This window comes from Meridianimarinicoccus roseus (assembly GCF_003172915.1).
GTDB lineage: Bacteria > Pseudomonadota > Alphaproteobacteria > Rhodobacterales > Rhodobacteraceae > Meridianimarinicoccus > Meridianimarinicoccus roseus.
Map to the genome: position 1 here is coordinate 154584 of NZ_QGKU01000038.1, position 16040 is coordinate 170623.

Here is a 16040-nt window from a genome sequence, read left to right on the forward strand (position 1 = left end):
CCGGTAGGTCAAGGATACATACCGATACAAAAATCATCGCCTTGTCAGGTTGATGGATGGCGCGAAGCGGGTAAGAAATTCATGGGCGCCAAACCGAGCACACGACAAGATGTGAGAGCAGAATGAATTCAAAGACTGTCACGGTCGCGATCGCATTCATTGCGGTTTCCGTCGGAGTTGGCTGGTGGCTATTCGCGCCGGGCGGCAGCGAGCAGAGTCCAGCGGCTGCCTCGGACGCAGTGGCGGTCGCACAAGGCTCGCCCATGGTCGAGGTGCAGGTTCCGGACACACTCTCGGAACAGGCGCAGATCGGGCAACGCGGGTTCGAGGGTCTGTGCGCCCAGTGTCATGGCGAGAACGCGGCCGGACGTCAGGGGATCGGACCGCCGCTCGTGCACCGCATCTATGAACCCAGCCACCACGCAGATGCCGCGTTTCTTCTGGCCGCCCAGAACGGCGTGAGGGCGCATCACTGGAACTTCGGGAACATGCCGCCGGTCGAAGGCGTTACGCGCGCCGATGTCATGGCCATCACAGCGTATGTCCGTGAACTTCAGCGTGCGAACGGGATCGATTGATGCGAAGCGGGCATCGCACCTTGGCCAAAGCTGTGCTCATCGTCTGCGTCATGTTGTCGATGGCCCTCTCGTCCTTGCCCGAAACCGCTGAGGCTACGGGCGGAGTGTTCGAGCCAGTACACCTGCACGACCATGCGGACGCTCATCCGGGCCATGCCGAGGATGAAAACGCAGCGGTGGACCGGCATTGTCATCCGGGGCTCGATTGCAAGACCGTATCCCTGTTTCTGAATAATCCCCGGTTCGAAATCCAAATTGCGGAATTCGGGCATCGCTTTGCTTTGGCAAGAAGCGATGGCCAAAGCGTGACGATACCTTTTGATCTACCGCCTCCGCGAAATGGGTCGTGAGCCTTGCTAGAATTTCGACCCATAAGACGAGGAGAAACCCAATGAACATCAGGCTGACAAGCATTGCTCTTGCGAGTGTCATCGCCGGTGCGGCGGCGCTGGCGCACACGGGCGCCACCGGCGTCGTTCTGGAGCGCATGGAAGGCATGAAGGCCATGGGCGATGCGGTACAGGCCGTCGCACCCATGATGCGCGGCGAACGCGAATACGATGCAGATGCCTTGAGGCGCGCGGCGGAAACCATCGAGGCGCATTCCGGCAACGCCATGACGGACCTGTTCCCCGAAGGCAGCAACGGCGATCCTTCCGAGGCCCGCGACCGCATCTGGACGGATTGGGACTCCTTCGTCTCTCTGGCCGAGCAGTTGGAGGTCGCGGCACGCGGCCTGGCGACAGCCGCAGACAACGGCCTCGCTCATGAGCAAGGTGGGATGTCTACCGGCACCATGATGGGCGGCAGCAGCATGATGGGTGGGCCCGGCAACGCCATGATGGGCAGTGGCAACGGCATGATGGGCGGCGGCATGCCGGATGCAATGACGGCCGAGGATATTGGCGCCATGCCCGCCGATGCGGCATTCGCAATGACGAGCCAGGTCTGTTCGGCCTGTCACACCCGGTTTCGCGCCGAGGACGAGTGACGATGCGCCCGGTCCTGAAATTCGGCGCAGCGGCTGCGGTGCTTGGTATAGCCACCGTCGCTGCGCTGTCTGCATGGCCGGTTGGGGTGGAGCCGGAACCGATCGAACTGGTCGGAGATATCGAGCGCGGGGCCTATCTGGCCCGCGCCAGCGGCTGCATCGCCTGCCACACGAACTTCGAGGACGGAGGAGCGCCGCTTTCCGGCGGTGCGCCGCTTCCCACCGACTTTGGCACGTTCTATCCTCCGAACATCACTACGGATCCCGACTTTGGCATCGGAGCGTGGACTGTCGAGGACTTCGCGCGCGCGGTGCGGCAAGGCATCGGGCCGGATGGCGCGCCCTACTATCCGACATTCACCTATCCGTTTTACGCCGATTTTTCCGACCAGGACATCGCCGACCTCTGGGCCGCATTCCAGACGGTTCCTCCGGTGGCCGAAAATGCGCCCTCGCATGACGTGGTGTTCCCTTTCGATCAGCGCTGGGGTCTGAAGCTCTGGCGGGCGGCCTATCTCGATGATCCGGCGACGGAGCCGCTCGATGGGAAGAGCGACGTGTGGAACCGCGGGCGGGAACTGGTTCGGGGCGCGACACACTGCGGCGCCTGCCATACGGAGCGGAACCTTGCGGGTGCGCGCGTGCTTGACGCCGTCTTCGCCGGCAACGATGCGCTTCCCGGCGGCAACGATGCTCCGTCGATCAGATCCCCCGACCTGATTGCGGGCGGCTGGACCGTCTCCAACCTCGCCTACGCTCTCAGAACGGGCATCACGCCCTCCGGCGACGCTTTCGGAGGCTCGATGGGAGAGGTCGTCATGTACGGGACGAGCTTTCTAACGCCGTCAGACCTCGAAGCGATGGCGATATACCTGCTCGACAGCGACGTGGCCGGGATCGAGATGGCAGATGCTGCAATTCCGCATGCGACGGAAGGCGAGGCCGACTGAGATGGCGCGATCCAATCCTGGCGTGCGCCCCCGAGGAAGATGACATGACCTACTCAAGACGCGATATCCTGAAGATCGGTGCGGCCGCGGGGCTCGCCTCGGCTGCGCCGTCCCATCTGCTCGCACAGAGCAGCTCGGGCGTGGCGCTGACGGCCCGCGAAGCCAGCCTGCAACTGGCGCCGCCGGACTATCCTCAGACCTCCATCTGGGGCTTTGACGGGTCCATGCCGGGGCCGATGATCCGGGTCCGGCAGGGCGGTCGGGTCACGCGCCGGCTGGTCAACGAATTGCCTCAGGCCACGTCGGTCCACTGGCACGGCGTCCGGATCGTCAACGCCATGGACGGGGTCGCGGGCCTGACGCAGGAGGCCGTCGCGCCGGCTGCGTCCTTCGACATCGATTTCGTCGCGCCCGATGCCGGCACCTACTGGTACCACGCGCACAACCGCTCCGTGGAACAGGTCGCGCGCGGTCTCTACGGCGCGCTCGTGGTCGAAGAACCGGAGGGGCCCGACGTGGATCGCGACGAGGTCCTGATCCTCGACGACTGGCTCCTCAACCCCGAAACCGCGCAGATCGATCCGGACTTCACCTCTCGCCACGATCGCAGCCACGCAGGCCGGGTCGGGAACTTCATAGCGACGAACGGGCAGTACGGGCACAGCCTCGATGTGCGCCGCCATGAGCGGCTGCGGCTTCGCCTTGTGAACGCGGCGAACGCCCGGATCTTCGAGCTGGCGCTAGCCGGCCTCGAGGGCTGGGTGATGGCGCTCGACGGCATGCCGCTGGACGCGCCGCAGCCCATGTCCGAGACGATTTTGCTCGGACCGGGGCAGCGGGCCGATCTGCTTGTCGACGTCGTGGCGGAGCAAGGGGAGACGGCCTATCTGGTGCGTGTCGACAATGGCGAAGGGTTCGTTCAGTCGGCCTTCCCGGTGATCGCGGCATCGTCCGGCGCGCGAAGGGATGCCCCCGAGGCCTTGCCCCCGAACGCCAACATGGCTCCTCCGGATTTATCACAAGCCCGGCGTGTGCGCCTTCACATGGGGGGAGGCGCGATGGGCCGCCTGCAATCTGCCCAGTTGAACGGGGAGCGGAGGACGTTTCGGCAACTGGTCGATGCCAACCAGTTCTGGGCCTTCAATGACGTCGTCGGTATGACAGATGATCCACTGGCCGATCTGGCACTTGATGAGCCGGTCCGTCTCGAAATCGTCAATGACACCTCCTTTCCGCATGCCATGCACCTGCACGGCATGCACTTCCGCGAGATCGCGGCAGACGGCACGCTGGGGCCGCTCCGGGATACCGTCCTGACATTCGGTGGCGAGACGCGCGAGATCGTGTTCTCGGCGCATAACCCCGGCGACTGGCTGTTTCACTGCCACATGCTTTCCCATGCCGCGTCAGGGATGATGACTTGGGTCAGGGTGACTTGATGCGGAAGGGTGCCATCGCAGTAGCTGCCGCCGTCATTTTCTCCGTAGCACTGGCTGCTTTCTGGTGGATGGAGGCACGATCGGGGGCGGAAGCTGCACTGGTCATGCCAGAAGGTCTCGACCTGGCACAAGGTGAGGTGCTCTACGGCGAGTATTGCGCGTCCTGTCATGGCGCAAACCTTGAAGGGCAGCCCGACTGGCAAAGCCCGGGGCCCGACGGGCGGTTGCCGGCGCCCCCTCATGACGAGACCGGGCATACATGGCACCACCCCGACAGCGTCCTGTTTCAATACACGATGCTTGGCGGCCGTGAGGCGCTGGCCTTGCAGGGCGTCGAGTTCGACAGTGGCATGCCCGGCTTCGAGGGGCAGCTGAGCGATCAGGAAATCTGGACCATTCTCGCCTACATCCGATCGACGTGGCCGGAGCGCGCGCGTGCCGCGCAGGCCGCCCGTACGGAGGCGAGCCTCGCCAATGAAGGGGGCTGACCCAATGATGAAATCCATTCTCTCCGCCGCGGCTTTGGCTGTTTTTCTGCCGATCGCTGCGTTCGCGGACGACCTGTCGGAGGATCGGGTGCGCGAGCTGGTCCTGGAGACCATACGCGAGAACCCGCAAATCGTGATGGAAGCCGTCGCCATCCTGCAACGTCAGGAGGCCGACGCACAGGCCCAGGCACAAGCGCAGGTTCTGGAGGACGAGCGCGATCTTCTCGAGCGGGATCCGAACGCGCCCGTACTCGGAAATCCGGACGGCGACGTCACCATCGTCGAGTTCTTCGACTACAACTGCCCCTACTGCAGGCGGGTAAAACCGGAGATCGAGGCCCTGTTGGCCGCCGATCCAAACGTTCGGCTCGTCTATCGCGAGTGGCCCATTCTGGGCGAGGGATCTGTTTTTGCCGCGCGGGCCGCACTCGCCGCGCGCGAACAGGGCCTCTACGAGGAATTCCACTGGGCTCTGATGGGGATGAACGGCCGGGCGGAGGAGGCAGCCGTCATGCGGGTGGCCGAAGAAGTCGGGCTCGATCTCGTGCAGCTTCGTCGGGACATGGCGGCGCCCGAGATCGAAGAGCATATCGCAACCTCCATGCGCCTTAGCCAGGCTCTGGGGTTCAACGGCACTCCGTCCTTCGTGATCGGTGAGGTGCTCGTTCCGGGTCTCGTCGAACAGGAGCAGTTGCAGGCCTTGGTCGCGCAGGTGCGTGACGGGTCCGAATGACCGCAAGCCTGCGATCGAATGACCGGAGTTACGCGCGATGCTGACCCGCCGCCATTTCATCGCTTCTACGGCCGCTTTGTTCTTGCCGCCCATCACCGGTCCGCTGGTTGCCAGCACCTGGCCGAGCGAGGCACAGAAAGCCGAATGGGATGCGCAGGTCACGCCTGCGAACTACGATCCGGCGGCGTCGAACCCTTGGGGCCGTCATCCGCGCTTCCTGCCAACCCGGGTGATCGCAAACGATGGTCTGAGACCGGGCGACATCCATGTCGACGCGGTCGCGCGCTGCCTCTACCACATCTAAGAAGGCGGAACGGCCATGCGCTATGGAGTGGCTATCGGGCGCGGCGACCTTTATGAGCCTGGCACCTACACGATCCGCCGCAAGGTCCGCTGGCCGCACTGGACGCCCACCCGTTCCATGATCGAGCGCGAGCCCGATCTTTATGCGCAGTACGAAGACGGGATGGAGCCCGGACCGAGCAACGCTTTGGGATCTCGCGCGCTGTATCTCTATGTGGGTGAACGGGACACATATCTTCGTATCCATGGTACGCCGTATCCAAGATCGATCGGATCGAGAGCCAGCTCGGGCTGCGTCCGCATGGTCATGGCCCATATCAACCGGCTTTTCGATCGTGTCGAAATCGGTGTGACCGCGCGTCTCTACCCGGCCGAGAATTCCCTCGGCTCAAGGACCTGAAGTGCTTGGCGCCCGAGGGATACGAACGGACGTGAGCCCGTTCAGCCGCGCCGTCGCCAACTTGATTTAGCCGGAAACTGCTGGGCTGGATGCTGTGCAGATCGGGCGACCCTCCACTGTTCGAAGTGGCAGAAGAGTCGTTTCAACGGGCCCCGAATGGAGATACCAGTAGCATCCGTCTTCCGTACGAAGGCGGGCGGTCGCGAGATCCTGGTAAGGGGCCGCGATCTGGATGACGGCTTCGGGCACCGGCGCTTCGGCCCGTTCAGTTCCGCGGCCTCCCTGATCGAACGAAGGCGAACATCCGCCAAGGACCAATACCAGACTTCCTTGCGCCAGATGTCTCGACTTCACGCGTACTGCCCTCTGCCAGTAGCCTTTTGCTGTTCCCAGAGTGAACAATCTGACCACGGGTAGCAACGACGGCGGCATGAATTTTGCGTTATGCTTGCCCCGATCCTCTACCGGGCTGCGTCGTTTCATCAGCTGGATGATTGAAGCGCAGACAGGAAATAGGCGATACCAGTCAAAAGCAAAACGACTGCACCGAAGAGCGCGAGCGACAAGAACACAGCAATTCCGCGAGAACGTCGGTGTGCAAATGATCGGCCCTGCGCGAGCCAACCCTCGATCACGGAGACATAGAGGGGAATTGCGCTGACCAGCGTCGCGTAGAGATAGACTCCAGAGATATTCTCGAAGAAAGCCGAACGCGCGAGGGTTGGCGCCACAACGCGAACCGCCGTTGCGCGACTTCCTCCGAAAGACCCGAACCAGTCAGCGGAAAGCACGTAGATCAAGATGTGCAGCACGATGAAGGCAACGAGCCTTGCGGCGACGTCAAGGAACAGGACCAAGCCTGGCCGTCGCTCAAGGTTTCCGCGCGCGTTTGTCGAGGCGTAGAGGAAGAACGCGAGATAATTCACAACCAAGACGACCGGCAGCCCGTTGGTGACAACCTGGCGCAGGAACCGCTCGAGCGCCTGTTCGTTCTCGGACAACGCGGCCGCGAAGCCTGGCGTCAGCGCGACGAAGATCGCAAGGAGCGGCAGCAGCCCTGCGATGCTGACAAGCATGGTGTTCCATGCAAAGCGCCAGAACGGCATCTCGAGTGAAAAGAAGCGTTGCATCCCTGTTTTTCGTAGCCTGCTACTTGATCGCTGATAAGGCCATCCCCGCAAAGACTACCGTTTTGCCTTGGCTTGCCGCCCCGGCGTCTGCCGTCTCGGACAGAGTTGCCTGACCTTGCCGAAGAAACGCGGCCGGAAAGCGGATCGCTCCGATCGCTCTCGTCCAACGGGCCGGTCGCTTCGACGAGGCCGGATCAGCAGGCCTGCCGATCGAGCGTTTCGACACCCTATTGCGTGTGCAGCGCTTGACCTTCCAATCGTTGGAACCCTTATCTCGGTATGTGAGCACTGATTCGAACGGGAAAGGACAAGCCATGACTGCTCACGCCAAGATACCTCCGAGGACGCCGGAGACGGTGCAGATCTCGATTGAGGGCATGACCTGCGCCTCCTGCGTTGGGCGGGTGGAGAAAGCCCTCCTGTCTGTCCCAGGCGTGCTGTCGGCCAGCGTCAATCTCGCCACCGAACGGGCCGACGTCCACGTTTCCGACCCTTCCATCGGTCCCGACCTGATCGCGGCCGTCGAGGCCACGGGCTACGCGGTTCCGGGCCGGACGGTGGCTCTGGCCGTCGAGGGCATGACCTGTGCGTCCTGCGTCGGCCGCGTCGAGCGAGCTCTTCTGGCCGTTCCCGGCGTCACTGCCGCAAACGTGAACCTTGCGACCGAACACGCGACCGTCGAGGGCACGGCAGACGTTTCGGTGCTGATCGCCGCGGTGGCCGAGACCGGATACACGGCGCGGGAGGTCTCGCGGGAGACCGGCGCGGAGGAAGCCAAGGCCGCTCGCAAGGATGCCGAGCAGGCGCTTCTGAAGCGCGATCTGGGGCTTGCCGCCGCCTTCGCCCTGCCGGTCTTCGTGCTAGAGATGGGCAGCCACCTGATCCCCGGCATGCACGCCCTGATCGGATCGACCATCGGGCATCAGGCCAGCTGGCTCCTGCAGTTCGCGCTGACGACGTTCGTCCTCGCCGTGCCCGGGATGCGTTTCTACACCAAGGGCATCCCTGCGCTCCTGCGCGGCGCACCCGACATGAACAGCCTCGTCGCAGTCGGCACGCTGGCTGCCTATCTCTACTCGGTCGTGGCAACCTTTGCTCCGGGCGTGCTGCCCGCGGGCACGGTCAACGTCTACTACGAGGCCGCGGCGGTGATCGTCACGCTCATCCTGCTGGGTCGCTACCTGGAGGCGCGCGCCAAGGGTCGAACCTCCGAAGCGATCAAGCGGCTCGTCGGGCTCCAGGCCAAAACGGCCCGCGTGCGCCGCGAGGGCACTGTCGTGGAGATTCCGGTGGCCGATGTCACCGCGGGCGACATTGTCGAAGTCCGACCGGGCGACCGGCTGCCTGTCGATGGCGAGGTTGTCGACGGTGAAAGCTTCGTCGACGAGTCGATGATCACGGGCGAGCCGGTCCCCGTTGCCAAGAGCGCCGGGGCGCAGGTTGTCGGTGGCACGGTCAACCAGAACGGCGCCTTGGCCTTCCGCGCGACCGCGGTAGGCGGAGACACGATGCTGTCACAAATCATCCGGATGGTCGAGGCGGCCCAAGGCTCCAAGCTGCCGATCCAGGCGCTGGTCGACCGCGTGACGATGTGGTTCGTCCCGGCCGTGATGACGCTGGCCGCCCTGACCTTCGGCGTCTGGCTGATGTGGGGGCCGGACCCAGCGTTGACCTTCGGCCTCGTGAATGCCGTGGCGGTGCTGATTATTGCGTGCCCCTGCGCCATGGGCCTCGCAACGCCGACCTCGATCATGGTGGGGACGGGCCGCGGCGCCGAGATGGGCGTGCTCTTCCGCAAGGGCGAGGCGCTGCAACTTCTCAAGGAGACCCGGGTCGTCGCGCTCGACAAGACCGGTACGCTGACCGAGGGCAAGCCCGCACTGACCGACCTCGAACTGGCCGGCGGGTTTGACCGGGCCGATTTCCTGGCGCACGTCGCGGCGGTCGAGGTGCGGTCTGAGCACCCGATCGCCCGCGCCATCGTCGCGGCGGCGGAGGCCGATGGGCTGGAGCCGCTCACCGCCGAGGACTTCACCTCGGTGACCGGCTACGGCGTCGAGGCAACGGTTGCGGGCGTGCGCGTCCAGATCGGCGCCGACCGGTTCATGCGCAAGCTGGGCCTCGATCCTGCCGCGTTCGCCCAGACGGCCGACCGGCTTGGCGATGAAGGCAAGGCGCCGATTTATGTCGCCATTGACGGCAAGCTGGCCGCCATCATCGCTGTGGCCGACCCGATCAAGGACACGACGCCCGAAGCCATCGCGGCCCTGCACGATCTGGGCCTGAAGGTCGCGATGATCACCGGCGACAACGCACGCACCGCGCAGGCCATCGCACGGCGGCTGGGGATCGACGAGGTCGTGTCCGAGGTGCTGCCGGACGGCAAGGTCGATGCGGTCAAGCGGCTGAAGGCGCTGGGACGGCTGGCCTATGTCGGCGACGGCATCAACGACGCACCGGCGCTCGCCGAGGCGGATGTGGGCCTTGCCATCGGCACCGGCACGGACGTGGCCATCGAGGCCGCCGACGTGGTGCTGATGTCCGGCAGTCTGCAGGGCATCCCCAACGCAATCGCACTCAGCCAGGCGACCATCGGCAACATCCGGCAGAACCTGTTCTGGGCCTTCGCCTACAACACGGCACTGATCCCGGTCGCGGCGGGCGTGCTCTACCCGGCCTTCGGCATCCTGCTGTCGCCGGTCTTCGCGGCCGGGGCCATGGCGCTCTCCAGCGTCTTCGTTCTGGGCAACGCGCTCCGGCTCAAGCGGTTCGCGGCGCCTGCGCCAGGCCATGCGCCCACCGCCCGCCAGGCCGCCGCTCCCGCCGCCATTCCGGCGGAATGAGCACACGCGCCCCGGGCCGTCCATGGCCCGGGGAACACCCAAAGGCAGAATGAAGGACAGAACCGATGCAACCGCAAACGCAGACTGCCACCCACGTCACCCTCTACACCACGCCCACCTGTCCCGATTGCCGCCAGCTCAAGGCATGGCTGGACCGCATGGGCATCGCGTATCAGGAGCGCGACCTGAGCGACCCGACCGTCATGGGGGAAGCCAAGGCCAGATACGGCGTGCGCGTCGCGCCGATCACAGTGATCGGGGACTGGTTCGCCTACGGCACCTTCGCCGATCAGAAGCCGCGCATCGAAGAGGCCCTGACCCTGCGCGCGGAGGTTCGGACATGAATATCGGAGAAGCGGCAAAGCGATCCGGCGTCTCGGCCAAGATGATCCGCTACTACGAGCAGACCGGGCTCATCCCGCCCGCTCAGCGGACGGAGTCGGGCTATCGCGACTACGGCGACAAGGAAGTTCACATGCTGGGCTTCATCCGGCGCGCCCGTGATCTCGGATTCTCGGTCGAGGTGATCGGAGAACTGCTGGGACTATGGACCGACCAGTCCCGTCGCAGCGCTGATGTCCGGCAGATTGCGCAAGGTCATCTCAGCAACTTGCGCCGCAAGATCGAAGAGCTCGAGGCCATGTCGCAGACGCTGGAGTCGCTGATCGACGCCTGCCACGGCGACCACCGCCCGGACTGCCCGATCATCGCGGATCTCGAGACGAGCGACCCGCAACCCGATCCTCAAACTCCCAAACCCCGCACCGGCGCAATCGATGCAAATCACGCCGTGGCCAAACGCTGACCGCTCGGCCGGACCACCGGCCTCGCCAGCGTCGCTTCCGGCAAACGCATCATGGGAGACAGACAATGGACCATGGGCATTCAGGGCATCTGCCAAGCCGTGGGCGCGCGCTGACCGTCTCGGCCTGGCTAACCGGCCTCTACTTCGTCGTGGAGCTCGCGATCGGCCTCTGGACCGGCTCGATCGCCGTGATCTCGGATGCGTTTCACACCTTTTCCGCCGTCGGCGGCGTCCTCGTCGCCATCATTGCGGCGCGGATAGCACGACGTCCCGCCGACAACGACCGCAGCTTTGGCTGGTACCGGGCGGAAGTAGTCGGTGCCGCGATCAACGGCGCGTTTCTGCTCGCCATGGCGCTGTTCGCCATCGGCATGGCCGCGATGCGCCTGTCCGCGCCGATCGACCTGCCGACGGGGCCTATGCTCTGGGCCGCTGCGGGCGGTTTGGTCACGGAGCTGATCTCGCTCGGCTTGATCTGGAAGGAGGGACGCGGCGATCTGAACACGCGCGGGGCCGTCTGGCACATCGTCCAGACGTTCGTAGGCAGTCTGCTCATCATCGTCACGGCGCTTGTCATCCGCTTTACTGGTTTCCTTTTGATTGACCCGCTCCTTGGCATGGCCTTCGGCTTTGTGCTTGTCTGGGCAAGCTGGGGCATCCTCAGGGAGTCGATCCACATGCTGATGGAGGGCACGCCGGAAGACGTGGATCTCGGAGAGGTCACGGATGCGCTCGAACGTCTCGAAGGCGTAAATGATGTGCATCATGTCCACGCCTGGACCCTGACCAGCGGCAAGAACGTCTTTTCGGGACATTTGCGAAAGTCAACCAGCACCGACTCCGCCGACGTATTGTCCGCTGCGCATGCACTATTGAGAGAAGAATTCGGCTTCCTCCTCGTTACGCTTCAGGTGGAAGACAAATGCCTTGACGAGGCCGGAGCGGAGGACATTGACGTCACGCCCGCGCACGACACAACGCATTGAGCGTGAAGCGGAGCGTTGACGGCGTGATCAGGGTTCTTCGCCGAAATCCCTGAGGGGTTTTCCTAAATAACGGCTACTTATCAATAATTTACAGGGCGGAGAACGTTGGATCCCAGGCCCATCCCCTCCGCCACTGGCCCTCGCGAAAGCGTTCTCCCGATCCGGCCGCGGCCGGATTTTTCCGTTGTTTTCGAGGGTTATGTGGGCGGGGCTGAGCACCGGCGCCGGTGCCAGGCTGCTCGGAGGCGGTCTCTCAGCGCCAATATTCTCCGCACCTCATGACTGCGTGGATTTGGTGAATAGCTGGCAAGCTTCTGAAATTGTTTCATTTTTCAAGCGCTCGTGCACTGTGCTTCGACGTGGGTGGCGTTTGTGAAACGGAACCCTAGTCGAACTCTGCTCCCAAGTGGGCGATACTTGCGACCTGAGGCTGCAACAGCACGAAACTAGGGTTTCTCAGCCGAAGATGGCACCTGTACACCGGGCCCGCGAGAGCTCCGTTGAGTTGGCTCCGCTACAATCTGCGGACAAAGGGACCGCGCCTTACACAAGATGTTGCTGAGGGGAGCGCCGATGTGCCATGTTGAAAGCGGCTCAGCCTCACGTTGATACGTAGCGGCCGGGCAGAAAAATCAGCTATCGGCTTAGCCAGCAGTAAATGGTAATGTGCTTGCATTGCGAAAGAGTAAGTAGCCACAAAGAAAACATTCCCCAAGCAAGGGGATCAATGAAAAACAAGAGCAGGGAGAGCGTCCATAAATGTCATTCCGCTACATCGGCTCGAAGGCTCGGATTGTCGACGGCATCATAGAACTGATTGGGCCACCTGATGGCGGGGTATTTGTTGACGCATTCTCTGGAACTGGCGCAGTGGCAGAAGCCGCTTCCAAGGCTGGCTGGAAAGTTCATGTAAACGACCATCTTAGTTCGTCGGCAATCATGTCATTCGCAAGACTGGTGTCTCAGGCCGATGTGGCCTTCTCTAGGCTTGGCGGTTACGCCAGGACCATTGAGACGCTAAATTATCTCACGCCACAGCGGGGTTTCATCTGGCGTGAATACAGTCCGGCGTCTTCGCAACATTCCTCTGTGTCTCGCATGTACTTTACAGAATGCAATGCTCAGAAGATCGATGCGATCCGTAATCAGATCCGCGAATGGCGCGCTCGAGAAGACATAAACGAAAGTGAAGAGCGAGTCCTGATCGCAGACCTTATGCGGGCTGCCAATCGTGTCGCAAATACAGCTGGAACCTATGGCTGCTTTCTCTCCAAATGGCAGCGCCAATCCTTAGATGGCTTAGTCCTCGAGCCCGCACCATTGCGAGAATCCGCGCCACGCGCATCGATGTCTGCGGTCGACGTTGCGACCGTATCCTGTTCACCTGACGACACCGTTTATCTCGATCCGCCTTACACAAAGCGCCAGTACGCTGCATACTACCACATCCTTGAGACAATCGCTTTGGGCGACGAGCCTCAAGTCGATGGCGTTTGTGGAATTCGTCCTTGGCGAGAAAAGGCCTCGGATTTTTGCTACAAGACTCGCGCAGCGACAGCTATCGAAAGCCTCATAGACGCACTCCCGGCTCGGCGCATCTTTCTGTCCTACAGCACCGAGGGACATGTTCCGATTTCGGTTCTCAGTGAAGCCTTGTCCAATTTAGGTGTGGTCGAGCTTCATCGTCTGCGGAATATCGGACGCTACCGCCCCAACCGGGCAGCCAGCGAAGCCGCATCGGATGTTGGAGAAATCTTGTTCTCAATCGAGAAGACCATTCAAAGAAGCGAAGTGGCCGCGTGATGCCTACTACCACTCTCGAAATCCAGCGTCTGAAAAAGGCTGAAGCCTACATCTCCGAGTGTCTAGCAGGCTTCGATACAGACACACACGAAATGAGATTTCAGCTACTGGAAGCGGCTTCATCTAGAATCGGCGGATTCGATTTTTGTGCTTTCCGTACGCATTGGAAAATCGAGGACATTTTACCTCCGGAGCATCTGCTCGACGCTGCCAAGACACTAGTGCAATTACTTGATGCGAGCGGCATCCATCCGGCTCTGTGCCTGAGCGCCCTTGCACGCGAAGCTCTTGATGATGCTTCGCAGCGACATAGCGGTGCTTACCATACCGATTTTCGGCTCGCCCTCCACCTTGCCCGCAGCTTGGAGCCGCATCTGTGCGAGGGTATCAAGGTTATCGATCCGGCCTGCGGTGCCGGAATGCTCCTGACAGCGGTTTCGATTGTTGCCTGCGGACCTGATCGAATTTTATCCAGCGAATGGCTCCGTCACTCGGTATTTGCGGCCGACCTGTCACCGCAGGCTTTGCGCGGTACGCGCATCGCCCTTGCGGCGCTAACGGATAACCTTGAGGCCATCATTGCCATGGATGCGCATTGGCGTGTTCATGACAGTCTTCTCGCACCCGATACGCGCTGGCAGGAGCTGTCCAAAGATGGCTTCGACGTCGTTGTCGCCAATCCTCCGTGGGAAAAGGTAAAGCTTACGCGGCATGAATACGCCAAGGCCAATGGCCAGGCCCGCGACTACGGTACCAGCTACCAGCTCGCCTCACTCGCAGGTTACGAAGCTGCCAAGAACCGGAGGTCTGCCCTCGCAGAATCGCTTGTCGAGCGATATCCCCTCTTGGCCAAAGGTGAGCCAGACCTCTACGTGGCTTTCACGGAATTGCTCTACAAGATTACGAGGCCCGGCGGGCATGGAGCGTTGCTAGTTCCGGCAGGATTGATCCGCTCTCTGAGTACTGAAGCACTGCGCCGAGCCCTCGTAGGCGGCACCGATGAACTTACCTTCACCGTCATGGAAAACCGGGCGCGCCACTTTGCCATAGATACGCGTTTCAAATTCCTCCATGTCAACTACACGCGAAAAGCCGAAGATTCGCATTCGCTTCGCACGATTAAGATAGCTCACGCGTGTGCGGACAATGCAGGCGTCATGGTTTCAGACCCGGTTCCCCTTGCGCTCAAGGACCTTTATCGGCTCCGACCCGATCTGACGCTGCCTGAAGTCCGTTCGGACAAGGAATGGCAGCTCTTCAAGAAGATGCAGGCCAAAGGAGTCGCACCCGATAAGGACGACTCACCGTGGCGTGCCGTGTTCTGCCGCGAAGTAGATATGACGCATGGTCGCCGCCACTTTGTGAAGAAGGCCGAAGAAGGCTGCCTGCCAGTCATTGAAGGAAGGATGGTCCAGCCTCACCGTCTTGGGTGTAAAGCCTACGTCTCTGGTGAGGGCCGCAGCGCGCAGTGGCGAACTCTTGCGCCAGGCCTGAGCCGCATCACACCGCAGTTTTGGCTCCCCACAAAAGCCGCTTCTTCGGAGGCTCGGCGGCGTTCCGGCATGGTGCGCGCCGGGTTTTGCGACATAACCGGCCAGACAAACGAACGCTCCATGATGGCGACCATCGTTCCTTCCGGTGTGATCTGCGGCAACAAGGTTCCGACAATCACCTTCCCGAATGATCCATCAGAAGATCGGCTATACCTCTGGCTTGCCATCGTTAATTCTCTACCCTTTGACTGGCTGATGAGACGGGTCGTTACAACGACTGTGAACTATTTTGTATTGCTGTCCTTGCGCTTGCCCGATCTCGATAAGGACTCGCTCCCGGGGCGTAGACTGATTGCGTTAGCCCGCAAGCTTCGTGATCTAGATACGGCCGGAAACACGGGGATCGATCAGGCATGGCGAATCGCGAGCCTTAGGGCTGAGGCGGATTTTCTCGTGGCAAGGGCCTATGGTTGCTCAAAAGACGACGTGAAGCTGATGCTACAGGATTTCCCGCTTCTTGATCGCGGACAACCGGCTCTTGCCAGGGATGAAGCTTCTACCATCACCGCTGATCTTCTCCTGTCCATGTGGGCGAGAGCAAATGACAGCGACGTTTCGGCCTTTAAGCGTGTTGAGCAAGCACGCGCGAGCGGAGCGGTTGCATATGTCAGCTCCGAGTTCTCACAGTGCATCACGACTGATCGACAGGAGGTCAGAAGTGAGTGGAAGTGAGAATAGGATTGTTCGTATAGTTATGCAGCGGGTTGACGCGGGAGATCTGAGAAAAGCGAAAGCCGAATCGAATGATGCAACGACGGGCGGTGGCGCAAGGGATCTTCGCTTCAATCCGCAAGAGAAATTCTTTCCGTTTTTTCAACGTATGTTCAAAGGCAGAAGCATTCAGCGGCACAAGACAGTTTGCACCGGTATCGTGAATTGGAGCGACGGAAATTCCGACAGGAGTGCGGAGTTGGCAGTCTGGCCGCCATATCCATCTCGTCCCTTCGAGTGCAAAATAGGCCGTGTAGCGAGTCTCAATATTGACGGACTCATAAGAAGCGATCCCAAGGGGGGACGATCCGTTATCCTGATATTCGA

General features: G+C 61.9%; 15 protein-coding genes and 1 pseudogene. 13 read left to right on the forward strand and 3 right to left on the reverse strand.

Translation table 11 applies throughout. The annotated features are described in order from the left end of the window. Positions 1–122: 122 nt before the first annotated feature. Entirely contained in the window at positions 123–578 is a 456-nt protein-coding gene (locus DKT77_RS12520; protein WP_109812026.1) for a c-type cytochrome, read from the forward strand. On the opposite strand, the gene DKT77_RS12525 is transcribed toward DKT77_RS12520, so the two are convergent. Then, the gene (locus tag DKT77_RS12525; RefSeq protein WP_109812027.1) at positions 554–850 is read right to left on the reverse strand and encodes a hypothetical protein; all 297 of its coding nucleotides are present in this window, start codon (positions 848–850) and stop codon (positions 554–556) included. The two genes, DKT77_RS12520 and DKT77_RS12525, sit on opposite strands and share 25 nt — an antisense overlap. 119 nt (positions 851–969) lie before the next feature. On the opposite strand from DKT77_RS12525, the gene DKT77_RS12530 reads away from it, so the two are divergent. The 6 genes and pseudogenes from DKT77_RS12530 to DKT77_RS12555 all read left to right on the forward strand — a co-directional run bounded on the left by DKT77_RS12530 (position 970) and on the right by DKT77_RS12555 (position 5882). Beyond that, positions 970–1569, forward strand: a complete 600-nt coding sequence (locus DKT77_RS12530) for a c-type cytochrome (protein ID WP_238547861.1) — start codon at positions 970–972, stop codon at positions 1567–1569. A gap of 2 nt (positions 1570–1571) precedes the next feature. Next, positions 1572–2519 (forward strand): c-type cytochrome, encoded by a 948-nt coding sequence (locus DKT77_RS12535; RefSeq protein ID WP_109812028.1) that lies wholly within the window; start codon positions 1572–1574, stop codon positions 2517–2519. Positions 2520–2563: 44 nt separating this feature from the next. Continuing rightward, on the forward strand, positions 2564–3958 hold the full coding sequence (locus DKT77_RS12540) for a multicopper oxidase family protein (protein WP_109812029.1): 1395 nt from the start codon (positions 2564–2566) through the stop codon (positions 3956–3958). Beyond that, positions 3958–4446, forward strand: a complete 489-nt coding sequence (locus DKT77_RS12545) for a c-type cytochrome (RefSeq protein WP_109812030.1) — start codon at positions 3958–3960, stop codon at positions 4444–4446. The genes DKT77_RS12540 and DKT77_RS12545 overlap by 1 nt, the downstream gene beginning before the upstream one ends. Positions 4447–4453: 7 nt before the next feature. Further along, a complete protein-coding gene (locus DKT77_RS12550; protein WP_109812089.1) occupies positions 4454–5179 on the forward strand; it encodes a DsbA family protein in 726 nt (241 codons plus the stop codon). A 37-nt stretch (positions 5180–5216) separates the two neighbouring features. Next, positions 5217–5882, forward strand: a pseudogene (locus DKT77_RS12555) (L,D-transpeptidase). A gap of 66 nt (positions 5883–5948) precedes the next feature. Here DKT77_RS12555 and DKT77_RS12560 read toward each other — a convergent pair. After that, entirely contained in the window at positions 5949–6236 is a 288-nt protein-coding gene (locus DKT77_RS12560) for a hypothetical protein (protein ID WP_109812031.1), read from the reverse strand. 128 nt (positions 6237–6364) lie between these two features. Continuing rightward, positions 6365–7012 carry a hypothetical protein gene (locus tag DKT77_RS12565; RefSeq protein ID WP_109812032.1) on the reverse strand — a complete coding sequence of 216 codons (648 nt, stop codon included), beginning with the start codon at positions 7010–7012 and terminating at the stop codon, positions 6365–6367. Between the two features lie 314 nt (positions 7013–7326). On the opposite strand from DKT77_RS12565, the gene DKT77_RS12570 reads away from it, so the two are divergent. The 6 genes from DKT77_RS12570 to DKT77_RS12595 all read left to right on the forward strand — a co-directional run bounded on the left by DKT77_RS12570 (position 7327) and on the right by DKT77_RS12595 (position 15674). Further along, positions 7327–9855, forward strand: coding sequence for a heavy metal translocating P-type ATPase (locus DKT77_RS12570; protein ID WP_109812033.1), 2529 nt, complete (start codon positions 7327–7329; stop codon positions 9853–9855). 65 nt (positions 9856–9920) lie between these two features. Beyond that, entirely contained in the window at positions 9921–10199 is a 279-nt protein-coding gene (locus DKT77_RS12575; RefSeq protein ID WP_109812034.1) for a glutaredoxin family protein, read from the forward strand. Next, a complete protein-coding gene (gene cueR / locus DKT77_RS12580; RefSeq protein WP_109812035.1) occupies positions 10196–10660 on the forward strand; it encodes a Cu(I)-responsive transcriptional regulator in 465 nt (154 codons plus the stop codon). The genes DKT77_RS12575 and cueR overlap by 4 nt, the downstream gene beginning before the upstream one ends. A 65-nt stretch (positions 10661–10725) precedes the next feature. After that, positions 10726–11646: a cation diffusion facilitator family transporter gene (locus tag DKT77_RS12585; protein ID WP_109812036.1), complete on the forward strand. Its 921-nt coding sequence runs from the start codon at positions 10726–10728 to the stop codon at positions 11644–11646. Positions 11647–12405: 759 nt separating this feature from the next. Then, on the forward strand, positions 12406–13449 hold the full coding sequence (locus tag DKT77_RS12590) for a DNA adenine methylase (protein WP_109812037.1): 1044 nt from the start codon (positions 12406–12408) through the stop codon (positions 13447–13449). Continuing rightward, the gene (locus DKT77_RS12595) at positions 13449–15674 is read left to right on the forward strand and encodes an Eco57I restriction-modification methylase domain-containing protein (protein ID WP_109812038.1); all 2226 of its coding nucleotides are present in this window, start codon (positions 13449–13451) and stop codon (positions 15672–15674) included. Before DKT77_RS12590 ends, DKT77_RS12595 begins: the two co-directional genes overlap by 1 nt. The last annotated feature ends 366 nt before the right edge of the window (positions 15675–16040 follow it).